This window comes from Aminobacter sp. AP02 (assembly GCF_003148805.1).
Lineage (GTDB): Bacteria > Pseudomonadota > Alphaproteobacteria > Rhizobiales > Rhizobiaceae > Aminobacter.
Genome location: NZ_QGGX01000016.1, coordinates 118,595 through 141,463, shown reverse-complemented (window position 1 = coordinate 141,463; position 22,869 = coordinate 118,595). Strand labels below are relative to the sequence as shown.

18 protein-coding genes and 1 pseudogene are annotated in these 22,869 nt (G+C 61.9%); 5 read left to right on the top strand and 14 right to left on the bottom strand.

The genetic code is table 11. From position 1 onward, the window contains the following. The 8 genes and pseudogenes from C8K44_RS20165 to C8K44_RS20130 form a co-directional block, all read right to left on the bottom strand. Nucleotides 1–776, bottom strand: a pseudogene (locus C8K44_RS20165) (NAD(P)(+) transhydrogenase (Re/Si-specific) subunit alpha); the annotation flags it as partial. A gap of 286 nt (nucleotides 777–1,062) precedes the next feature. Continuing rightward, the gene (locus C8K44_RS20160; RefSeq protein WP_109577549.1) at nucleotides 1,063–1,311 is read right to left on the bottom strand and encodes an aa3-type cytochrome c oxidase subunit IV; all 249 of its coding nucleotides are present in this window, start codon (nucleotides 1,309–1,311) and stop codon (nucleotides 1,063–1,065) included. Nucleotides 1,312–1,439: 128 nt separating this feature from the next. After that, nucleotides 1,440–2,750 carry an ABC transporter substrate-binding protein gene (locus C8K44_RS20155; protein ID WP_109577548.1) on the bottom strand — a complete coding sequence of 437 codons (1,311 nt, stop codon included), beginning with the start codon at nucleotides 2,748–2,750 and terminating at the stop codon, nucleotides 1,440–1,442. 45 nt (nucleotides 2,751–2,795) lie between these two features. Beyond that, entirely contained in the window at nucleotides 2,796–3,575 is a 780-nt protein-coding gene (locus C8K44_RS20150) for a hypothetical protein (RefSeq protein ID WP_109577547.1), read from the bottom strand. Nucleotides 3,576–3,730: 155 nt separating this feature from the next. Beyond that, entirely contained in the window at nucleotides 3,731–6,040 is a 2,310-nt protein-coding gene (locus C8K44_RS20145) for an EAL domain-containing protein (protein WP_109577546.1), read from the bottom strand. 138 nt (nucleotides 6,041–6,178) lie between these two features. Further along, a complete protein-coding gene (locus C8K44_RS20140; protein ID WP_109577545.1) occupies nucleotides 6,179–9,655 on the bottom strand; it encodes an indolepyruvate ferredoxin oxidoreductase family protein in 3,477 nt (1,158 codons plus the stop codon). 202 nt (nucleotides 9,656–9,857) lie between these two features. Then, nucleotides 9,858–10,391: a hypothetical protein gene (locus tag C8K44_RS20135; protein WP_245417568.1), complete on the bottom strand. Its 534-nt coding sequence runs from the start codon at nucleotides 10,389–10,391 to the stop codon at nucleotides 9,858–9,860. Continuing rightward, entirely contained in the window at nucleotides 10,384–10,980 is a 597-nt protein-coding gene (locus tag C8K44_RS20130; protein WP_109577544.1) for a CGNR zinc finger domain-containing protein, read from the bottom strand. The genes C8K44_RS20135 and C8K44_RS20130 overlap by 8 nt, the downstream gene beginning before the upstream one ends. A 94-nt stretch (nucleotides 10,981–11,074) precedes the next feature. On the opposite strand from C8K44_RS20130, the gene C8K44_RS20125 reads away from it, so the two are divergent. From C8K44_RS20125 to C8K44_RS20115, 3 genes are all read left to right on the top strand, one after another. Further along, a complete protein-coding gene (locus tag C8K44_RS20125) occupies nucleotides 11,075–11,980 on the top strand; it encodes a branched-chain amino acid ABC transporter permease (RefSeq protein ID WP_109577569.1) in 906 nt (301 codons plus the stop codon). A gap of 208 nt (nucleotides 11,981–12,188) precedes the next feature. After that, a complete protein-coding gene (locus C8K44_RS20120) occupies nucleotides 12,189–12,773 on the top strand; it encodes a TRAP transporter small permease subunit (protein ID WP_109577543.1) in 585 nt (194 codons plus the stop codon). Beyond that, on the top strand, nucleotides 12,770–14,527 hold the full coding sequence (locus C8K44_RS20115; protein WP_109577542.1) for a TRAP transporter large permease subunit: 1,758 nt from the start codon (nucleotides 12,770–12,772) through the stop codon (nucleotides 14,525–14,527). The genes C8K44_RS20120 and C8K44_RS20115 overlap by 4 nt, the downstream gene beginning before the upstream one ends. 149 nt (nucleotides 14,528–14,676) lie before the next feature. Here C8K44_RS20115 and C8K44_RS20110 read toward each other — a convergent pair whose 3' ends face one another. Then, on the bottom strand, nucleotides 14,677–15,789 hold the full coding sequence (locus tag C8K44_RS20110; protein WP_109577541.1) for a TRAP transporter substrate-binding protein: 1,113 nt from the start codon (nucleotides 15,787–15,789) through the stop codon (nucleotides 14,677–14,679). Nucleotides 15,790–16,087: 298 nt separating this feature from the next. Between C8K44_RS20110 and C8K44_RS20105 the strand changes: the two genes are divergently transcribed. Continuing rightward, nucleotides 16,088–16,861, top strand: coding sequence for a gamma-glutamyl-gamma-aminobutyrate hydrolase family protein (locus tag C8K44_RS20105; protein WP_109577540.1), 774 nt, complete (start codon nucleotides 16,088–16,090; stop codon nucleotides 16,859–16,861). Nucleotides 16,862–16,910: 49 nt separating this feature from the next. Here C8K44_RS20105 and C8K44_RS20100 read toward each other — a convergent pair whose 3' ends face one another. The 5 genes from C8K44_RS20100 to C8K44_RS20080 form a co-directional block, all read right to left on the bottom strand. Next, nucleotides 16,911–17,891, bottom strand: a complete 981-nt coding sequence (locus tag C8K44_RS20100; protein WP_109577539.1) for a 2-hydroxyacid dehydrogenase — start codon at nucleotides 17,889–17,891, stop codon at nucleotides 16,911–16,913. Continuing rightward, entirely contained in the window at nucleotides 17,888–18,922 is a 1,035-nt protein-coding gene (locus C8K44_RS20095; protein WP_109577538.1) for a LacI family DNA-binding transcriptional regulator, read from the bottom strand. Before C8K44_RS20095 ends, C8K44_RS20100 begins: the two co-directional genes overlap by 4 nt. Before the next feature lie 64 nt (nucleotides 18,923–18,986). Then, nucleotides 18,987–19,925: a DMT family transporter gene (locus tag C8K44_RS20090; RefSeq protein ID WP_109577537.1), complete on the bottom strand. Its 939-nt coding sequence runs from the start codon at nucleotides 19,923–19,925 to the stop codon at nucleotides 18,987–18,989. A 138-nt stretch (nucleotides 19,926–20,063) separates the two neighbouring features. Next, entirely contained in the window at nucleotides 20,064–20,576 is a 513-nt protein-coding gene (locus C8K44_RS20085) for a MarR family transcriptional regulator (protein ID WP_109577568.1), read from the bottom strand. 201 nt (nucleotides 20,577–20,777) lie between these two features. Then, nucleotides 20,778–21,509, bottom strand: a complete 732-nt coding sequence (locus C8K44_RS20080) for an intradiol ring-cleavage dioxygenase (RefSeq protein WP_109577536.1) — start codon at nucleotides 21,507–21,509, stop codon at nucleotides 20,778–20,780. Between the two features lie 187 nt (nucleotides 21,510–21,696). On the opposite strand from C8K44_RS20080, the gene C8K44_RS20075 reads away from it, so the two are divergent. Further along, nucleotides 21,697–22,779 carry a GTP-binding protein gene (locus C8K44_RS20075; RefSeq protein WP_109577535.1) on the top strand — a complete coding sequence of 361 codons (1,083 nt, stop codon included), beginning with the start codon at nucleotides 21,697–21,699 and terminating at the stop codon, nucleotides 22,777–22,779. Nucleotides 22,780–22,869 lie beyond the last annotated feature (90 nt).

Genomic DNA, 22,869 nt, shown 5'->3' with positions numbered 1-22,869 from the left:
GTGGTGATGACGATGTCTTGCTTGGCGATATGCTCGGCGGTCAGCGCCGCCTGCTTGGCCTGGTATTCCTTGGACATCTCCTTGGCGTAGCCGCCAGCGGTTTCGGCCGCCTTGAACTCCTCGTCCTCGACGGCGAGGAATTTGGCGCCAAGCGACGCCACCTGTTCCTTGACCGCCGGGCGCACGTCGGTGGCGGTGACGATCGCGCCCATGCGGCGCGCCGTTGCTATCGCCTGCAGGCCGGCGACGCCGACACCCATGATGAACACCTTTGCAGCCGGCACCGTGCCCGCAGCCGTCATCATCATCGGCAGCGCGCGGTCATATTCGGCGGCCCCGTCGATCACCGCCTGGTAGCCGGCGAGGTTTGCCTGCGACGACAGCACGTCCATCACCTGGGCACGGGTGATGCGCGGCATGAACTCCATGGCGAACGCCGTCACCCCGGCCTTGGCCATCGCCGCAACCGCGGCGTCATTGCCGTAGGGATCCATCGTGGCAAGCACCGCGGCGCCAGCCTTGTAGCCCTTGAGCTCGGCTTCCGAGGGACGGCGCACCTTCAGCACGACGTCCGCCTTGGCGGCATCCGCCGCCTTGCCGATCCTGGCCCCGACAGCGGCAAACTCGGCGTCGGGAATGCGCGACAAGGTGCCAGCACCGGTCTCCACAACCACCTCAAAACCAAGCCCCACCAGCCGTTTCACCGTCTCCGGCGAAGCGCCAACACGGCTCTCGATCAACTCAAGCTCTTTGGGTATGAAAATTGTCTGGCCCACCGCTACGTCCTTTCGGCTGGAACCTTACCAAACGTAAAGTGCCGGACGCAAAAAAACGCGTCGGCGCCTTACCAACGAAATCTACAATGGATACTGGCGGGAGAACCGCCGACGCACCCGAACCCACAATCTTATCAGGACCATTCCTTGCCAGACACGTAACCGGCAAGGCTATTGCACGGAGCCGCTTTTGGCCCACCCGCTACTCAGAAAGGTCGCCTGTTCCGCTCCGGCCCAATTTGTCCGGAACTAGAACTGACGTGGGAGCCGCGGCTGCCTAGAAATGTCAGCGAATATGGGTGGGAACGTCGCGCAGCAGGAAACCGCCAACCGCGCAGATGATCAGGAACAGCACCAGGCTGGAGAAAAAACCAGCAGGGGTGAAGAACCCGAAGGCCATGGCGATCATCAATGCAACGCAAGCCAGCGTGCCGTATTTGGACAGCGTAATGAAAGTCGAATAAGTTTTCTCGTGCTCGGCGTAGTCCATCTGGGCGCCAAGTTCGATCGGGCCGGTCGGCGTATTATCAGCCATGAGAGTCCCCTCCGGAAAACGAGTTCAAGGGCACATACCTAAATGCGCGCTGCAGGGCAATGGCAAGATTGCCCCTTTTGCTGCGACAAGATTATCAATCCCCAGCGGGGAACGTGCAGGGCGCAGCGTTAGTTGCCGCACGCTTCGTTGAGCGGCCAGGGCGCGTGCGCCTCGGCGAATTTTCCGGCCTCCAATTCGACCAGCGGCGCAATCATCTCGCGGTCGGCAGTCAAGAGATGGGAGGCCTTGACGAATTTGGCCCCATCCCATTCCAGCATCCACGCCCCACCGTGACCCGCGTGATCGGCGCAGGAGGTTGTGAACGGTCCGATCATGCCGGCCATGCCGAGGGACGCCAGCCTTGCATCGTCGATCTTGAGGTTTTCGAGACCCCAGCGCATCTGCTCGCCGCTGATCAGTCTTTTGTCAAAATGCTCCTGAGCGGCCTTGATCGCCTCGGCAGTGAACATCGAGATCAGCACGCCGCGCTGGTAATAGAGCTGGTCAAGCGCTTCCACCGCTGTCTGCGACTTGCCGGCGTCGACGACATACTTGCGGACGTCTTGGATTGCTTCGGCATTTGATACCGGCACGTTCCACGACAGCGCCCGGTACCCCTTGGCGGCGTCGCCAAGCAGTTTGAGATCGTCGTCCTGGGCCGACCACCAGATACCCACGAGGCGATCCATCGGAAACTCCGTATTGACCGCCTCGGCAAAGGCACCGGCATTCATCGCGCCCCAACCCCACAACAGCACGAAGTCCGGGCGCTCGCTCTTGATCCTTGCCCATTGCGCCGACTGGTTCTGCATTTCCTTGACGCCCACCGGAACCGGAACCAGCGAAAAATCGAAGCTGTCGGCATAGGTCTGGAGCAGCGGGATCGGCTCCTCCCCGTAAGGCGCGTCGAGATGCAGGAGCACGATCTTCTTGCCCCGCAAACTATCGAGGTCGTCGCCGGCAATGCTCTTGAGCATCATCGAAGCGCCGTCCCAATAGGTCACCGGCGGGTTGAAGGCCCATGGAAAATGCTGGCCGTCGGCCATGGCCGAAAAGCCGTAGCCAGGCGCCAGAACCGGCACCTTGTCGACGCTGGCCTTGGGTAGAAGCTCGAGCGCAATGCCGGGCGACCAGGGCTGGATGGCGAGGCTTGTTGCCTTGGAACGGTCATAGCATTCGAGACCTTTTTCGGTGCTGAATGCCGTTTCGCACTCGTTGAAGTTCAGCACGATGCCGTTGATGCCGCCGTCGCGTTCGTTGAGCATCAACATGTAGTCGCGCTGGCCATCCATCAGCGGCGCACCGGTGGCCGCGAACGGACCGGTACGGAAGGACATGTTGGCGATGGAGAGCGCATCCTCGGCGAACGCGGGTGCGGGCTGGACCAGTGCAAGCAGCAACGCTGCCCGCAGAAGGTGCTTGAAGGTCGGCGTCGTCATCGTTTCCGCGTTCCGGATTACAGTGCCGCCGACCTTACGCGAAGCTCAGGCGGCTTCGCGATAGTATTTTGCCGTCGGCAGGATGGTCAGCGGTGCCAGTTCGCCGGAAGCCGGCTTGCCGAACATCAGCCGCTGCTCCATCGGCGTCGACTTGAAGAACGGGAAGCGCTGGAAAGAGCGCTCGCGGATACTGTTCACATCGGCGCGGTAGAGCACAACCTTGTAGTTTAGTCCTGGATACTCGCGCAATTCGCCGATCTGCTCCGATTTGTAGATGCGGCGATAAAAGCCGGCATGCTCCGGCCGGATCGTCGACAGGCAATAGGGCGCCTGGAAGTAGAAGCAGGCCATGCCAGCAAGGCGAAGCGTCAGGTAGGGAATTTGGGGATAGATGCGCGACCAATCCGGATCCGCGGCGAAGCGGCTGGGATCAACGAAATTGGCTCCCGCGGCCAACTGCGGACGCAGCACATCGCCATAGACAGTTGTTGACGGTGATGCCGGAGTTTCGCGGCAGGCGTGATGGATACGCAGCGTGCTGACCAGATGGCCATCAATGTAGATGCCGAACTTGTAGCAATTTTCGGCATCATCCAGGTCGTCATGGATGGTGTGGTCGGGATTCTCCGAGACCATGTCGCTCAGCCGATACGACTTGTAGCGCAGCCTGTAGATGTCTTCGAGATCTTCACCCTTGTCGCAACGGCGATACTCGGCTCGTTCTAGCAGACTTGAAACGTGACCTGCAAATGAGGAGCCTTCTTCAGACGCACTGCTACTCTTGGCTTCCGCGTCGCCGCTGGACGCCACTTGATGGATGGTCATGGTGTTCCCCGTATATCCGCCCGGCTGAAACGTAGCCGAGGTCGGGGTGATGTAAAGATGAAAATCAAACTGTTCGTGTTTACCCTCCGTTAAGGTTAACAATTAATGGAAAATTAAGCATTTTCGCCACTTTCGCGGCACGGATCTCCGTCACCTCAACGACGGGCTGTGATGCGGGCCAGGCCTATATCCTTGGCGAAGGGCCAGACGGTGTTCGACATCGTTTCGATTCCCGACGATGACAGCGCCGAACCGAACAGGAAGCCCTGGACCAGATCGGGATGAACCTCGATGGCCAGGATCTTGAGCTGTTCGAAGGTTTCGACACCTTCGACCGTTACCGACAGCCCGAGCGGGCGCGACAGGTCGACGATACCCTTGAGCAATTGAAGCGAACGAGGATTCTGGGCGACATCGGCCAGGAAGCTGCGATCGATCTTGACCTTGTCCAGCGGCAGCTTGTGCAGATAGCTCAAGCTGGAATAGCCGGTGCCAAAATCGTCCAGCGCAATACGCACGCCGATCGCCTTCATTTCCTCGACATAGCTGCGCGTCAGCGATTTGTCGTCGAGCAGCGCTGTCTCGGTGACTTCGATCTCGAGGCGATGTGGCGCCAGTCCCGAGATCGCAAGTGCGCTCCTCACCTTGTCGACGACATCGCGATTGCGGAAATCCTTGGCCGAGAGATTGACCGAGACGCCGATGGGCGTCGGCCACTTGGCGCATTCCGCGCAAGCCGCCTGCAGCACGAAGGTGCTGATCTCGGAAATGATGCCCATCTCTTCGGCTAGCGGAATGAACGTGGCGGGCGACACCGGCCCGAGTTCGGGGTGATCCCAGCGGCACAGTGCCTCGCAGCTGGCGATACGCATCGTGGTCATCGAAACGATCGGCTGATAGACGACCCGCAAGGCACGCGCTTCGACCGCGCTGCGCAGATCCGCCTTCATCAGCTGGCGGTTGCGGAACGCGGCATCCATGACAGCCTCGAACTGATGCCAGCTATTCTTGCCCGACTCCTTGGCCTTGTAGAGCGCGAGATCGGCCTTGACGATCATCGCATCGACGTCGGAGTCGCGCACTTGCGACAGAACCGCACCACCGCTCGCCTGGATGCGAAGTGCGTGGCCAGCAACGTCTACCTCGCCTTGCATCTCGGCAAAGATGCGGTCCAACATTTCGGTCAGGTGGCTCTCGTCTTCCACCTTGTCGAAATAGATCATGAATTCGTCGCCGCCAAAGCGACTGACCTTGACGTTGTCGCTGGCAAAGGCCGCGAGCCGTTCGGCCACAGCGTAGATCAGCCCGTCGCCGACAGGGTGGCCGAGCGTATCGTTGACGCTCTTGAAGTCGTCGAGATCGAGGACGGCAAGCGCGCAAAGCCGGTCGCGGTCGCCGGCCAAGACGCATTCGGCCACCATCTCGTGGAAATAGGCACGATTGGCCAGCCCCGTGAGGCTGTCGTAGCGCGCCATGAACCGGATCTTTTCTTCGGCCGCGACGCGGGCCGTCACGTCTTCGAAGGTGATGACGCCGAGTTCCTGGCTGCCTTCGCGAGCGGAAAACTCCAAGCACTGGCCATTGGACAGCGACACCAGGACCTTGCGGTCCCTGCCCTCGCGCAGCGCCCGCGTCAGCTGTGCTTCGATGTAGCGGCAATCCTTGAGCGCAAGCTGGCCACCGGCCACACCACGCATCAAAAGTCCATGGATCGAGCGGCCGAGCAGCGCCTCGGGCGACTTGACCGACATCAGATTTGCAGCCTCTGCGTTGGCAACTGCCACGCGCCCGTCGGGGCCAAGCATGACAAGACCATGCGACATGGTGTTGAGCGCGCGGTTGAAACGCTGGGCGAGACGGTTGGACTTCTTTTCCTCCGAAACGGCGGTGAACAGCACATCGCGCACGGTGTCGGCGAATTTGCGGATCGCATAAAGGAACGGCGCAGACAGCAGCCCGAGGAAAACGTGGTAAAAGTCGCCGCGCAGCAGGAAGCCGAGGGAAATTGCCCAGGTCATGGTGACCGTAAAGATCATCACCATGCGCGGCGAACCGTAGTTGCGGCCCGCAATCGACGTTGCCGACGCCAGCGTCACGCAGACAGAGGCGATCTCGGCGAAGGGATCATGCGCGAAATAGATGCCGGCAAGGCAGAAAGCGCCTAGCGCGGCACCGTGCAGCGAGCCGTACAGGATGTAGTCATTCTCGCGCTGACGCGCCTCTTCCCAAGTCGTTGGGGATGGCAAGCTATTATATTTACGGAAGTTTCGCATGCGCAACGTGCCGACCAGCACCATGAAGAGCGCAACCAGGAGATAGAGCGGATGGGCGGTTTTCCACCACACGACGCCGATCAGCGCCGTTTGTGCGACCATACCAACAGCCAGCGTCGCGCCATCGCGGAAAAGGGTTTCCACGAAAGGGATGTAAACGTCGACCGGTATCTCGTTGTTTCTTCTGCGCATCCGAGGCCCGCCTGGGAGGCCAAGAACTGCCACACTCGCCTTAAGAAAGGCTTAGAAACGGAAGCCCAAGTGGGCTCCCGGCCACTCAAATGACCGATACAACCTCTAATTTAGATTCAGGTAAACAAGTAGTATCGGCTATTCAGCCGCCTGGAGGGCCGAATTGGCGGGCAACACCGTCAACCGCTTGACCAGGCGTTCCCGCTCGCCCGTCGCCTTTTCCACGCTCGCATGCTTGACATGACCATAGCCGCGGATCAGTTGCGGCACCGATGCAAGTGCTGCTGCCGCCTCGATGTTGTTGCTCGAAAGCGCTCCGCGAATCAGTTCGAGGTCGGCCTCATAGCTATCGAGCAGGTCACGTTCCATGCGCCGCTCAGCGGTGTAACCGAAGACGTCGAAGGCTCCGCCACGCAGCCCCTTCATCGCCGCCAGCAGCCTGAAACCGGTCATCATCCATGGGCCGAAGCTCGATTTGCGTGCCACGCCGTCAGCCCCCTTGCGGCCAAGAATCGGCGGAGCCAAATGGAACTCCAGCCGGTCATAGCCTTGGAACTGCTTTGCCAACTCGCGCTTGAACGAACCGTCGGTGTAAAGCCGTGCGACCTCGTATTCGTCCTTGACCGCCATGAGCTTGAACAAGGAGCGCGCCGCCGCTTCCGTGACGACGGTCGAACCGAGCTTTGCCTTGTGCTCGGCAGCACGGATAGAGGCGATGCGCCCGACATACCGCTCGGCATAGGATGCGTCCTGGTACGACTTCAGGAAGTCGGCACGGCGCGCAATCATCTCGTCAAGCGTCTGAGCTATCGCGGGCGCCTCGCCACGACCGGAGCGGGCAAGCATGGTCCGGACGAAATCCGGTTCATGCGCGGCACGGCGGCCCCAGCGGAACGCGGCAACATTCATCGCTACCGCCTCGCCGTTGAGCGCAATCGCCTTTTCGACAGCCTCCGCCGACAACGGCAGGCCGCCATGCTGGAAGGCAAAACCAAGCATGAACATGTTGGCGCCGAGAGAATTGCCAAACAGCGTCGAGGCCGCGCGCGTTGCATCGAAGAAATGGGCTTTGGCTTCGCCTGCCGCCTCGCGAATGCTCTTCTTGAGCCGTTCGGTGGGCAATGAAAAATCGGCCGAGCGGGTGAACTCGCCCGGCATGATCTCCGCGGTGTTGGCCACAAAGATGGTGTGGTTCTCACGAACCGCGGCCAGCACCTTCTTGGCGCCCGACACGACAAGGTCGCAGCCGAGGATCAGGTCGGCCTTTCCGGCTGAGACGCGAATGGCGTTGATGTCGTCGGGCGAGCGAGCGATGCGGACATGAGTGAACACCGAGCCGCCCTTCTGGGCGAGGCCGGCCATGTCGATCATGCCGCAGCCCTTGCCCTCCAGATGGGCGGCCATGCCGAGCACCGCACCCACAGTGACGACACCGGTGCCGCCGACGCCGTCGATGATCGCAGCCCAGCCGTCTCGGTCTAGCGGAAACTGCCGGGGCTCGGGCACGCCTTGCAGCGCATCGCTGGTGCCGGCAATGCCTTCGGCCTTGCGGATCTTGGCGCCATGCACCGTCACGAATGACGGGCAGAAGCCGTTGACGCAGGAAAAGTCCTTGTTGCAGCTCGACTGGTCGATCTTGCGCTTGCGGCCGAACTCGGTCTCGACAGGCTGGATCGAAACGCAGTTCGACTTGACGCCGCAGTCGCCGCAGCCCTCGCAGACCAGTTCGTTGATGAACACACGCTTGTCGGGGTCGGGAAACGTGCCGCGTTTGCGGCGCCGGCGTTTTTCCGCGGCACAGGTTTGATCATAGAGAAGAACGGTCACGCCCTTGATGTCGCGCAGTTCGCGCTGGACGAGGTCAAGATCGTCGCGGTGGTGGAATGTCGTTCCGCTCGGGAACTGCGAACGCCCGCCATACTTGTCGGGCTCATCGGTGACGACGGCGATGCGCTCGACGCCCTCGGCGCGCACCTGGCGGGCGATCATGTCGACGCTCAGGCTGCCTTCATGCGGCTGGCCGCCGGTCATGGCGACGGCATCGTTGTAGAGGATCTTGTAAGTGATGTTGGCATCCGAGGCGAGCGCAAAGCGGATCGCCAGCGTTCCCGAATGGTTGTAGGTGCCGTCGCCAAGATTCTGGAAGATGTGCTCGCGCTTGGAGAATGGCGCCTGCCCGACCCATTGCGCGCCCTCGCCGCCCATCGCGGTGAAGCCGACGGTGCTGCGGTCCATCCACAAGGACATGAAATGGCAACCGATCCCCGCACCGGCGATCGAACCCTCGGGCACCTTGGTCGAGGAGTTGTGCGGGCAACCGGAACAGAAGAACGGCGTGCGCGACGCAACGTCTTTGGTGTCCGCAAGCATCGCCTGGTACTGGCGCAGCCGGCTGACGCGGCCGGCGATCTCCTCCGACGGGCCGATCACCCTGAGGATGCGCTCGCCCAGCGCGATTGCGATATCGTTGGGATCGAGCGCACCCTTGGCCGGAAACAGCCAATCCCCTCGCTCGTCCTTCTTGCCGACCACCTTGGGCTGCATCGAGGTGCCGTACAGCTCCTCGCGCACCTGGGTCTCGAGAAGCGAACGCTTTTCCTCGACGACGACGATCATCTCGAGGCCGCGGGCGAAGTCGCGGATATGCTCGATGTCGAGCGGCCATGGGCAACCGACCTTGAACAGGCGGATGCCGAGCTGGTTGGCACGCCTTTCGTCGATACCGAGATCGTCGAGCGCCTGGCGTACGTCGAGAAAACTCTTGCCGACGGTGATGATGCCGATCTTGGGCTTGCGGCCGCCGGAATAGACGATCCGATTGATGCCGTTGGCTCGGATGAAGGCGGCGGCGGCGGCGCGCTTGTATTCGTGCAGCCGCGCTTCCTGGCCCAGTTGGTCGAGCTCGTTGCGGATGTTGAGCCCGCCAGGCGGCATGTCGAACTCGGGGATGACTATGTTGAGCCGGTCGAGCGAAGCGTCGACGGATGCCGTGGATTCGATGTTGTCCTTGACGCATTTGATCGCAGCCCAGGTCCCGGCGAAACGCGACAGCGCAAAGCCGTAAAGGCCGTAGTCGATCAGCTCCTGCACTCCGCCCGGATTGAGGATCGGGATCATCGTGTCGACGAACAGGAACTCGGTGGCATGCGCATTGGTTGACGACTCTGCGGTGTGGTCGTCGCCCATCAGGGCCAGCACGCCGCCATATCTAGACGATCCCGCAAGGTTGGCGTGGCGGAAGACGTCGCCGGAGCGGTCGACGCCAGGGCCTTTGCCGTACCATACGGAGAAAACGCCGTCATGCTTGCCCTCGCCCAGGATTTCCGCCTGCTGCGATCCCCAGCAAGCCGTGGCGGCGAGTTCTTCATTGAGGCCGGGCTGGAAGACGACGTTGGATTGGGCGAGCTGCTTCTTGGCCTTCCATAGCTGCAGGTCGAGCCCGCCGAGCGGCGAACCGCGATAGCCCGACACGAACCCCGCAGTATCGAGGCCGGCAAGCCGGTCCCTTTCGCGCTGCATCACGAGCATACGGATGACGGCCTGCGCGCCGGAGAGGAATATCCGCTCCTTGCCCAGATCGAATTTGTCATCGAGAGCGACGTCGTGAAGCGTCATCCGCATTTCCTGTGCCCGACCCGCCCACGATTCGGGCGGCTGACCTTGGGTAGCTCAGGGATAGCTTTTCTGGGCACGGCTGTCGCGTCAAACGAATTTCTTTGCACGGGGAAAAGAACATCGAAGATGCGCAAGCCGGCGAAGCACTACGAATCCGCATGTTAATATTGTCGGCGCGCGAATCTTCTGTCAGTCGGAATGCTCAGGCCGAAGCCGGACAGCGCACGCCGCGGCCACCGGGCACATGCCCGTCCGGATGGCCTTTAAGCTCAGGATTGGGATCGTAAAACGGTCCGACGGCGAGAGGTTTGTCGGGCAGCACCGACTGATCCTGCGACGAAACCATGGTTGTCTCCAATGCCTGCATCGCCGTGCCTTTCTTATCCTCGATGAGGATCGACACCTTGTAGGGAAGATCCTTGACCACGCACTCGAGCGGCGGGCTTTCAATCGTCACCTTCTCGCTCATCGGCCAGATCTTCTGGCGCACCACGATCGGCTCGCCGCCCGCGGGGTTCTCGAAGCGCGCCACCGCGACTTCGCCGTCGCCGACCGGCTTGAGAGGCCTCAAGGTCACCAAGTAGCGCACCGTCGCGACCCGATAATTGAAGACGAACAGGCGACCGGACAATTCGAAGTACTCGCCCTCGCCGCCGCTTTCGCGACAACCGGCCAATCCGATCAATGCAAGCGCTGAAACGGCATAGGCAATGCGCAAGAAACTCCGCTCAGGCATTCGCCACCTCCTTGCGCCTGTTGTAGTGGCGCCTGGCTTTCTGGCGGTTGCCGCAGACGGCCATGTCGCACCACATGCGGCTGCCATTGCGGCTGCGGTCGACGAACAGCCAGCCGCAATTCGGGCATATCCTCATCCGCGATACGGTGTCTGACGACAGCAGCGATAGTGCCGAAACGGCGAGCGCTACCTCAAAGGCCAGCGGCTCTTGCGAAGCGCCGAAGGGTTTGTTCGGGCCAAGCAGCTCATGCGAGCCGGCAAGCCCATCAGCGCAGGCATTGAGGAAGGCCGGCATGCCTGCTGTTGGCAGAGCGCGGGCGATCACCGTGCGCCGGAACAGTTGGTCCGTTGTTTCACGGATGGCAATGACTTTGGTGACAATTGCATGTGGATCGGGCGCGGCAAGCGCCCTGCCTTTTAACTCATCGGCGCGATAGCCGCTGGCAGAAGCGGCGAACCGTGCGATCTCCAACGGGTCGTCGAAGCGGTCGAAGCTTCGCTCTCCATCGCCGCGCAACACGACCGTGTTGGCGGTATCGAGCGCGAGCGCGCCGCCAGAGAAACGATGACGGGTCCAGGCAACTGACATGCTTCAAATCTAACTGGTAAACTCAATTTGACAAGTTAGATCTCGAGGTGCAATTTTGTCCGGCGCGGAAGGTGCCGCCCCAGCCGGACAGCACATGCTCTACTTCTTCCAACAACTCCTCAATGGCGTGCATTCGGCAGCCATCTATGGCCTGCTTGCTTTCGGCTACGCGCTCGGCAACGCCCTGCTCAAGCGCACCAACCTGGCCTATGGCGGAATCTTCGCCTTCAGCGGCCAGACGATGATCCTCGCCGCCGTCTACGGCTGGCAGGTGCTGCGGCTGACGCTACCGGCAACCATCGCCTTCGGCATTTCCATCGCGCTCGCCTATGCGGCCTTCTTCAGCCGGCTGCTGTCTCGCGCTGTATTCGTCCCACTTGCCGGCCGATCGCCCAACGCCATCGTTACAGCCACCCTTGGAGCGCTGCTGGTACTAATGGAATTCAGCCGCATTGCCGCCGATACGCATGACTACTGGCTGCCGCCAATGCTTTCGACACCGGTGGTCCTTTCCTCGGGCGACAATTTCGTCGCGACACTGACGGTCATCCAGCTGATCAACACGGTGATTGCAGCCACTGTTATCATCAGCGGCGCGTTTTGGCTGGGTAGGTCGAACTTCGGCCGATACTGGCGGGCGACCGCCGACGATCCGCTCGCCGCAAAACTCTGCGGCATCGACACGGCGCGCGTTTTCCATCGCGCCCTTTTGATCGGTGGCTTGTGCGCCGGGCTCGCCGGCGTGCTTGCCGCATCATACTATGGCAACCTCGGCTTCGGCTCCGGGCTCGTCTATGGCCTGAAGATCCTGTTTGTCACTGCGGTCGGCGGCTATTACGCCCCCGGCCGCGCCGCCCTGGGAGCAGCCGGCTTTGGCTTCGCCGAGGCACTGTGGGCCGGCTACTTCCCGATCGAATGGCGTGACGCGTGGATGTATGCGCTACTCGCGGCGATGCTCGTCTTGACCGGTGACCGCAAGGACGCGCCCAACTCGGTTTGACCTATCGTTTTTTTGCTTGCGACTTTGGTTGCATGCCGCAGCGTCACAGCCCCTTTTCCCAGTCTTTGCGGGCTTTGCAGCGATTGACGGCACCGGGCTGTTGTGTTGACGCGACACCCATGACCGGCATACCCATGAACATCGAGGGAAGCCGGAAAAAAGAACGTCGGGGGAACAACGGCTGCCCCATCAAATCAGGGAGGAATGCATGGCAGGGCTGCTGGCTCTATCCAGATTTATTGACCGCATAAACGAGATCATCGGCAAGACCATTTCCTGGGCTATCCTTGTCGCCATCCTTGTCAGCGCAGGCAATGCGATCATCCGCAAGACGTTCAACATGTCGTCCAACGCATGGCTGGAGCTGCAGTGGTACCTGTTCGGCGCCGCCTTCATGCTGGCCGCCGCCTACACCCTGAAGCAAAACGAGCATATCCGTATCGACATCGTCTACGGCATGTTCTCGCGCCGTGTGCAGCACTGGATCGACCTGCTAGGGCACCTGCTGTTCCTGATGCCTTTCGTCATCCTGATGATCTTCTATTTCGTGCCGTATGTCGGTCTGTCGTTCCGTTCCGGCGAAGTTTCATCGAGCGCCGGCGGCCTGGTCCTGTGGCCGGCCAAGTCCCTGCTGCTGATCGGCTTCATCCAGCTTTTCTTCCAAGGCATTTCCGAGATCATCAAGAAGATCGCCATCATGCGTGGCGACCTGGAGGACCCCAACCCCTTCATCTCGGCTCATGAGGCGGCCGAGCTCGAAGGCAAGGCGCTGGCCGACGAGGTGCGCCCATGATGGAGTTCATCGCCCAGAACATGGCTCCGATCATGTTCTTTTCGCTCATCGTCTTCATGCTGCTTGGCTATCCGGTCGCCTTCTCGCTGGCGGCCAACGGCCTGCTGTTCTTCCTCATCGGCGTCGAACTCGCGCCATTGTCAAACGGCACGGTCAACCTCTCGTGGCCATTGCTCTATGCGTTGCCCGAACGCTTCTGGGGGGTGATGTCAAACGAGACGCTGCTGGCGATCCCGTTCTTCACGTTCATGGGCATCGTGCTCGAACGGTCCGGCATGGCCGAGGACCTGCTCGACACGATCGGCCAGCTGTTCGGCCCGATCCGCGGCGGCCTCGCCTATGCGGTCATCTTTGTCGGTGCGCTGCTTGCCGCCACGACAGGCGTTGTCGCTGCGTCGGTCATCGCCATGGGCCTGATCTCGCTGCCGATCATGCTGCGCTACGGCTATGACCGGCGAGTCGCCTCGGGCGTCATCGCGGCATCCGGCACGCTGGCGCAGATCATCCCGCCCTCGCTCGTGCTCATCGTTCTGGCCGACCAGCTCGGCCGCTCGGTGGGCGACATGTACAAGGGCGCGCTGATCCCCGGCCTGGTGCTGACCAGCCTCTACATGGGCTACATCCTGTTGATGTCGATCATCCGGCCAAAATCGATGCCGGCACTGCCGCTCGAGGCGCGTACGCTCGGCCATGGCGTGACATCGCTGTTCGTGGCACTCGCCGTGGCCGCCGTCATCGCCTATGCGGCCCATGTCTACCTGTCGCCGACCCATGGCGCCAATGCCGACATCCTCGGTGCGTGCGTCGGCATCGTCGTCATCTACATCGTCGCCATCGCCGATCGCGGCCTGAAGATCAACATGATGTCGCGGCTGGCTCAGCAGGTCATCATCGTGCTGATCCCGCCTCTGGCACTGATCTTTCTCGTTCTCGGCACTATTTTCCTCGGCATCGCAACGCCGACCGAAGGCGGCGCGATGGGCTCGGTAGGCGCCCTGATCATGGCGGCGGTGAAGGGTCGACTGTCCTTCGACGTGGTCAAGCAGGCGCTGGCCTCAACGACGAGGCTGTCGTCCTTCGTCATCTTCATCCTGATCGGCGCGCGTGTCTTTTCGCTCACCTTCTACGGCGTCAACGGCCATCTCTGGGTCGAACACCTCCTGGTGTCGCTGCCCGGCGGCGAGGTCGGCTTTCTGATCGCGGTCAACGTCCTGGTCTTCCTCCTGGCGTTCTTCCTCGACTTCTTCGAGCTCGCCTTCATTATCGTGCCGCTGCTGGCACCAGCCGCCGACAAGCTCGGCATCGACCTGATCTGGTTCGGCGTCCTGCTCGGCGTCAACATGCAGACCAGCTTCATGCATCCGCCCTTCGGCTTCGCGCTGTTCTACCTGCGTTCGGTGGCGGCACGCGTGCCCTATCTCGACAGGATCACCGGCAAGAACATCGAGCCGGTGACCACCGGGCAAATCTATTGGGGCGCCGTTCCCTTCGTGTGCATCCAGATCATCATGATCGGCCTCACCATCGCCTTCCCGCAGATGGTCATGCACTACAAGGGCAAGACGGTCGATCCCTCGACGATCGAGATCAAGATGCCCGACATGCCGGGGCTCGGCGGCGGATTGGGTGGTGGCCTGGGCCTGCCTCCGCTCGGCGCGCCCTCGGCACCCGGCACCGCCCCCGCGCCTGGTACGGCGCCGGCTCCGGCCCAACCGGCAGCCCCTGATCTGTCGAAGCCGCCGAGCTTCAACTGAACCGATCCAGCCGATCCGAAAGCGAAAAGGGCGCCCTCGGGGCGCCCTTTTTTCGTTTCAGCCCCGGACCATGGCCGTGGCAATCGCGGGCAAAGAAAAACCCCGAGGCACGCGAGGCGCCCCGGGGTGTTCCTTGCAAGGCAATAGGCTCAGAGCTTGCCGCCGCGCTGTTGGATCATCATGAAGGTGTCGTAGTTGTATTCGGCGACCTGCATGTTGAGGTAGTAGTCCTTGCGGAACTCCTTGATCGAGTCCCAGGTCTTCTTGAAGGTGGCGTTGCTGGCTTCGATCTCGGCATAGGTCTGGTTTGCCGCGTCGAACGATGCCGACATGATCTCGGGGCTGAACGGCCGAAGCTGGGCACCGGCCGCGACAAGGCGCTTCAACGCCGCCGTGTTGAGCCAGTCGTACGCCGACAGCATGTTGGCGTCCGCTGCTTGAGCGGCGACTTTGAGCACCGACTGGTACTGCTTCGGCAGTTCGTCGAACTTGGCCTTGTTGAACAGAGCGTGGACGGTCGGGCCACCTTCCCACCAGCCGGGATAGTAATAATAAGGCGCAACCTTCACGAAGCCGAGCTTCTCGTCGTCGAACGGTCCGACGAACTCAGCGGCATCGATCGTGCCCTTTTCCAGCGCAGGGTAGATGTCGCCGCCGGCAAGTTGCTGAGGAACGACGCCGAGGCGCTCAAGCACCTTGCCTGCAAAGCCGCCGACGCGGAACTTGAGGCCCTGGAGGTCGGCGACCGTGTTGATCTCCTTGCGGAACCAGCCGCCCATCTGGACGCCGGTGTTGCCGGCCGGGAAGCCGACGATGCCCTGCGTGCCCAAGAACTCGTTGAACAGGTCGATGCCGCCGCCGTGATAGTGCCAGGCATTGATGCCGCGCGCATTGAGGGAAAAGGGCACCGCCGAGCCGAGTGCCCAGGTCGGATCCTTGCCCCAGAAGTAGTAGCACACCGTGTGTGCCGCCTCGATCGTGCCAGCAGTTACAGCGTCCGCGACCTGAAGCGCAGGAACGATCTCGCCCGCCGCGAAGACCTGAATCTGGAAATTGCCGTCCGTGACTTCCGACACATACTTTGAAAGCGTCAGGGCACCGCCGAAGATCGTATCCGAAAGCGACTTCGGGAACGATGACGCCAGGCGCCAGGTAACCTTCGGATTGGACTGGGCAATTGCCGGAGCGGCCAGCGTGGCGGCAGCGGCGGCCGCCCCAACGCCGGTCGTGCCGGCCTTCCTGATAAATGAACGGCGATCCATTAAAATCCTCCCATACTGGACCGAAAGAACGAATGCGACGCAGGGGAAATCGTTGCCTCCCACCACTAACGCCGCTCGCGACAATACACGGCGAAGGGGGCGAGTAAAGCGCGCCAAACCGGGCCAGGAGTGTTTGGGCACGGAAAACCTTCCGGCAACGCAAGCATCTAAAACTATAGTCTAACCCTCGCTGCCGGGCGCATATGAGATATGCAAACTTGTGTTGGAAAAGCGCCTTGGGTTCGCCTATTTTACAGGCAAGGAAACAGTCGCTTCCCATTAGGATTTGAACCGCATCATGCACCAGCCGCTCGTCGCCGTGTCGACCGATGTCCGCCAGTTTGAAAACTACACCTGGCACGCGGCGCCCCAGCAATATCTTGAAGCCGCGATTTCGGGAGCGGGCGTGCTGCCATTGCTGGTGCCGTCCTTCGGCGACCGGCTCGACTTCGACGAACTCTTGTCGTCAGTCGACGGCGTCATGCTGACCGGATCCAAGTCGAACGTCGATCCTCGCCTTTATGGCGAAGAAGCCACAGACGCCAATGGCCCTTACGATCCGGCACGCGACTCGACGACGATGCCGCTGATCCGCAAGGCGATCGAGCGCGGCGTGCCGCTGCTTGCGATCTGCCGCGGCATCCAGGAAATGAACGTCGCGCTTGGTGGCAGCCTCGCCACCGAGATCCAGGAACGCGAAGGCTCCATGGATCACCGCGCGCCTGTCAGCGACCTTCAGGACGAGCGCTTCGCGATCCGTCAAGCCGTGACCATCAAGCCGGGCAGCTGCTTGGCCGGGGTGTTCGGCGCAGGCGACATCATGGTCAACTCGGTCCACCGCCAGGCGGTAGACCGGCTTGGGCCGAAGCTGCAGGTCGAGGCGGTGGCGCCCGATGGTACTGTGGAGGCGGTTTCCGTTCGCGATTCACGCGCGTTCGCCGTCGGCGTGCAATGGCATCCGGAGTATTGGGTCGGCACCGACAACGCCTCGCAGCGTATCTTCAAGGCTTTTGGCGATGCCGTGAGAGCCCATGCTATCGCCCGTCAGGCGGCACGGACGGCAGCGGAGTAGCATTCGCCCCGGCCGAACTCTCCCCTCCCGGGGGAGAGAAAATGCTCAGCTAGCCAGTGGCCGTCACATGCGCGGTCTCGGGCACCGGCGTCAGCGCCCGGCGCTCGCTTGAAAACCACGAAAAGATGTTGTCGGCCGCAAGGTCGGCCATGGCTTGGCGCGTATGGACAGTCGCCGAGGCGACATGCGGCAAAAGTGAAGCGTTGGGAAGGTCGATCAGCGCCTGAGGCACGTTCGGCTCGTCGGCGAAAACATCGAGGCCGGCGGCAAGGATTGTTCCCTTCGACAGCGCCTCGACGAGTGCGGCTTCATCGACCGTAGCCCCACGGCCGACATTGACGAAGATGCCATCGGCGCCCAAGGCTTCAAAAATCTCCGCGTTGACGATCTTCTCGGTCTGCGGGGTGGCGGGCGCCACCGAAATCAGCGTGTCGACCGCGGCAGCCAGCTCCTTCAAAGTCGGGAAATACGCGTAGGCGATGCCATCGATCCGGCGCCGATTGTGATAGGCGATCGGCAGCCCGAAGGCCTCCAATCGCCGTGCGACCGCGAGGCCGATCCGGCCCATGCCGAAGATGCCGATGCGGCGGCCGCGCAGCGTAGCCGTCAGCCGGTAGCCGCCCTCGCGGACCCAGCGCCCCTGCCGCAACCAGTCCTCGGCCCGAGGCAACTCGCGCACGGTGTTGATGAGAAGGCCAATGGCCGTGTCGGCGACTTCTTCCGTCAAAACGTCAGGCGTGTTGGTGACCATGATGCCGCGCGATGCGGCATGAGCGGCATCGACCGCGTCGTAGCCGACGCCGAAATTGGCGATGATTTCAAGATTGGGCAGCGCGTCGATGAAGGCTGCGTTGACCGTGCCCATCGAGGCGATCCCGCGAACGCTCGCCTTCATCTCTGCACTCAGCAACGCCGGATCGCCATCGGCGATATGGATCAGCGGGAATGCCGATTTGAGCCGCTCGGTGACATGCGGATGCATCCGGCCGGGGATCAGGATCGCCGGCGCTTCAATGTTCGAAGCGCTCATGTACGCTCTTTGGGTTTTCCGGTGGACTGTCTGACATGCAGCTCGGGCTTGATCAGCTCTTGCGACGGCCGCACCTGTTGGCCGTTGAGCTTGTCGAGAAGCGCGCTCGCCGCACGGCGGCCAACTTCGCGCTGGCCGTTCCACACCGTGGTCAGCGCCGGCGTCGCGATCTGGGCTTCCTCGAGGTCGTCATAGCCGGTGACGGAGACATCGATGCCGGGCACAAGGCCTGCGCGGGCGATGCCGTTCATCAGGCCGATGGCGACGAGATCGTTCCAGCAGCAGGCCGCAGTCGGCTTGTCCTTGAGCGCCAGAAACTGTCCTGCCGCCTCGAAGCCGCCTTGCTTGGTGCGCGGGCCGGCCAGCCGCCAGGTCGACAGCACCTCGAGCCCTGCGGCTTCCATGGCATTGAGGTAGCCCTGGTAACGGTGGCGACCGGTCGAGGTCTGGTCGGTGCCGCCGATCATGGCGATGCGCTTGTGGCCAAGCGAGATCAGGTGGTTGGTGGCGAGCGCGGTGCCATAGGCGTCGTCGCCCCGGAAGACGGGCACTTCCGCACCTTCGACGGAGCGTGCGATCAGCACCGCCGGCAGGCCATTTTCCTCGGCCATGACGATGTCTTCGGCCGGCGTGCCGATGGCCGGGGACATGATGACCCCGTCGGCCCCGAGTTGCAGCAGCGTGTCGACGAATGTGCGCTGCTTTTCCAGGTCGTCATAGTGGTTGGACAGGATGAACGTCTGGCCGCTGCGGTCGAGTTCGCTCTCGATGGAGCGCAAGATCTCGGCATAGAACGGGTTCATGATGTCGTGGACGACGACCCCGACGATACCCGAGCGCGAGGTGCGCAGGCTGGCGGCACGGCGGTTGTAGATGTAGCCGATCTCGCGGGCGTGGTGCTTGATGCGGTCACGCGTGGCATCGGCGACGAGAGGACTGTCGCGTAGCGCAAGCGACACCGTGGCGGTCGAAACGCCTAGTGCGTCGGCGATCGTCGAAAGCTTGATCTTCTGAGCCAGCGGGCCCTCCATCCGCAAGCGTGAACCGACGGTCTTTTAAACCGTTTAAAGCCGTATGCCATTGTTCAACGGCAAATCAAAGCTTTTTTGCCAGCTCCTCGGTTTCCGCATTGGGCGCGGCCCGGTTGCGGACCCTCAGCATGTGTTCGCGGTGGATGATGTAGAGGCCGCTGGAAACGATGATCGCAGCCCCCGCAAGGGTCCAGCGGTCGGGCAACTGATCGAACACCAACCAGCCCAGAATGATCATCCACACCATCTGGAGATACGGATATGGCGCAAGCGCTGTCGCAGTCGCGCGCTGGTAGGCCTTGATCAAGAGCCAGTGGCCGAAACCTCCGAACACGCCGAGACCGAACAGTACCAGCCAGTCATAGACGTGGACCGGCAACGAACCGGCCAACGGCACTGCGGGCAGCATGAAGATCGCGGGCACCACTGCCGAATAGAGGATCAGGCTTTCAGCCGTTTCGCGATTGCCCATCTGCCTCGTCATGATGGTGTACAGCGAGGAACTCAGCATGGCGCAGAGCGAGAAGACGTGCCCCATGTCGAAGCCGCCGAAGCCCGGCCGGGTGATGACGATCACGCCGATGAAGCCAACGAGCACTGCGAGCCAGCGCCGCCAGCCGGCCCACTCGCCAAGCAGCGGCCCGGCAAGGGCGGTGATGACCATGGGGCTGGCGAAATTGATCGACACTGTCTCCGCAAGCTGAAGCGTCTGCAGCGCCAGGAAATTGAAGATCGTCGAGCCGAACATGAACACGGCGCGCAGGATCTGCAGCTTCAAGCTCTGCGGCACCAGCCGCTCGGGCCGTCGCCAGGCCTTGAACAGTACGATCACGATCACCGCGTGCACCGCAAAGCGCACCCAGGTGACGAAGGGCGCGGCCATTCCAGATGTCACCAGATGCTTGGCGCTGGTGTCTAGGAAGGAAAAGATCAGGCCGGAGGCAAATATCAGCAGGATCGCCGACGAGGGCGTTGCGGATTCTGCTGGTTTTTGGGGAGACACGCTGGCGGGCCGGGAAAATGACGGAAGGAGTGATGGCTATTGCGCCCATAGCCGCCATCCGGCAAGGCAAAATTCATGATCCAGGGTATTTTCCATCCCGATCGGCCGGGATGGAGCGCTCATTTGCCGAAGCAGCGGTTACTCCGCCGCTTCGGCTTCCACTTCGTGCTCGACCTCGACCGCACCTTGCGCTTCGGCCGTGGCTTCGTCATCGACGATGGTCAGGTCCGACAGATTGGCCTCGATGCGCAGCAGAAGCTTGGAAAGCTGCTTCACGTCCTTCTTGTCAAACCCCTTGAGGGCTTGCTTTTCGGTCTTCTTGACCGATTTCTCGACCGCGCGAATGGCGTCCGTACCGGCTTCGGTCAGGAAGATGTGCGCCTGGCGGGCGTCGGTATCTGAGGCGCGCTTTTCGAGAAAGCCCTGCGCCTGCAGCCGGTTGATGGTCTTGGTGATCGTCGGCGGGCGCACGCCGAGCCGCGAGGCAAGCTGGCCGGGCGTCTGGCCGTCGTCTTCGTGCAGCGACAGCATGATCTGGTCCTGGCCGGCATAGAAACCATGAGCAAGCAGCCGCGCGGCAAGCGAAGTTCGCGCCAGCCGGGCCACGGAATGAAGCCGGCTCATCGCCGCGCCTTTGTTGGACTTGGACATCCGCATCTCCTGCGCCACGCCCCCTCGCACCGTCATGGGCGAGGAAAATTGTCGCGCGGCCATTGGCAATCGACTTTCGCGGTCAATTGTTGCCATGTCGCTTTGCCGGCAACCGACCAACCGCATGAGCGCTCTTGCCAGACGGATGTTACAGTTCGATGACAGAAACCATTCGCCGGCAAATCTTCCGGCACAATAGCCTCATCCCGCTCCTTTTACCGCAACAATCATGACGGCCTCATAGGCGGAAGCTTTTTCGCTCACCGCGCTCTGCACGCCGGTACCGGCGCGGCGCAGGATGCCGTCGTCGGCGTTCATCGTGTCGCGCTCCCCGCTGCGCTGGTTGTAGGGCGCGATGGTCGAGAAGATGCGCTCGCTGACATCGTCGGGAAAAAACATCTGGCCGGTCATGACCGAACCTTCGCTGGGAAAGGCCTTGAAATGGATGTGCGTGGTGCGGCCGCGATACCAGCCGGGATAGATGGTCTGGAAGGCAGCGATGCCGTTCTTGTCGGTGCGTTGCCAGCCGCGCAGGAATTTTTCACCTGTGGTATCAACGTCGCGTTTGTCCCCCTGGCCAGGGTAGCCCGAATAGTGCCCTTGGGCATCGCAATGCCAAAGGTCGACACGCGCGCCTTCGATGGGGTTGCAGGCCTCATCCACGACCTGCAGGCGCACAGTCAGTCCAGCGCCCTTGCGCCCCTCGGTAATATCGCTTCGCTCAAGTTCCGGGTCGAAATAATAAGGACCTTCGGTCACTTCCGGCGTGATCGAGCAGACGCCGGCATGCGGTATCAACAAGGCTCCAGATTGTGAAGAAGCTTGCTGAGCGAACACCTGCGCGGGCACCAGCGCCCCGCCGCCCGCCGTCACCGCAATGAAGCCGAGCGCCCGGCGACGGGTGAAATTGGCGCGGAACGGACCTTCCTTCATCGGCGCCCGGCTCCCTTATTGTTGGGTCGGTTGCCCCCCGGCCCGTCCATCAATCTAGGCAGCGACCTGCCGTCTTCCTAATGAAATTTCGGTAATGTCCGGCGGGCACCCTCGTGATGTCGTTTGAGACGTGCAAAAGCGTCTTCGGCATCCTATATGGAGCCTCTATTCGATCCCGAGGACGACCATGACCGAAGCTCAGACCCAAATTCCCGTGACCGTGCTGACCGGCTATCTCGGTTCCGGCAAAACGACCCTGCTCAACCGGATCCTGTCGGAAAACCACGGCAAGCGTTATGCGGTCATCGTCAACGAATTCGGCGAGATCGGCATCGACAACGACCTGATCGTGGAATCCGACGAGGAAATCTACGAGATGAACAATGGGTGCGTCTGCTGCACGGTGCGCGGCGACCTGATCCGCGTCGTCGAAGGCTTGATGCGCCGTCCCGGCCGCTTCGACGCCATCATCGTCGAGACCACCGGCCTCGCCGACCCGGTGCCGGTCGCGCAGACATTCTTCATGGACGACGATGTACGCTCCAAGACCAAGCTCGACGCGGTCGTGGCCTTGGTCGACGCCAAGCACCTGCCACTGCGCCTCAAGGACAGCCGCGAGGCCGAAGACCAGATCGCCTTTGCCGACGTCGTCGTGCTCAACAAGACCGACCTGGTCAATGCCGACGAGCTGCGCGATGTCGAAGCCGCCGTCCGCGCCATCAACCCGTCCGCCAGGATCCACCGCACCACCCGCGCGGGCGTGGCACTCGACCAGGTGCTCGACCGCGGCGCCTTCGACCTGAAGCGCGTTCTGGCCGACGACCCGCATTTCCTCGACGCCCATGATCACGACCACGACCATGAATGCGGCCCGAACTGCGACCACGATCACCATCATCACCACCATGATCATGACCACCATCATCACGATCATGATCACCATGAGCACGGCGCGGTTTCGCCTATTCATGACGTAACGGTGCAATCGGTGTCGCTGCGCGGCGGCGAGATGGATTCCAAGAAATTCTTCCCCTGGATCGAAAAGATCACCCAGATGGAAGGTCCGAACATCCTGCGCCTCAAGGGCATCATCGCCATCAAGGACGACCCGGACCGCTACGTCATCCAGGGCGTGCACATGATCATCGAGGGCGACCACCAGCGCGCCTGGAAGGACGACGAGAAGCACGAGAGCCGGCTGGTGTTCATCGGCCGCGAACTCGACGCCGAGCGGCTGAAGCGTAGTTTCGAAGCCTGTCAGGCGGCGTAAGCCAACACCGAAGGCCCTGCCCCATCCGACCCTGAGTTCATCGAAGGGCCGGCACCTTCTCCCTGTATGCGGGGAGAAGGGACAAGCTGC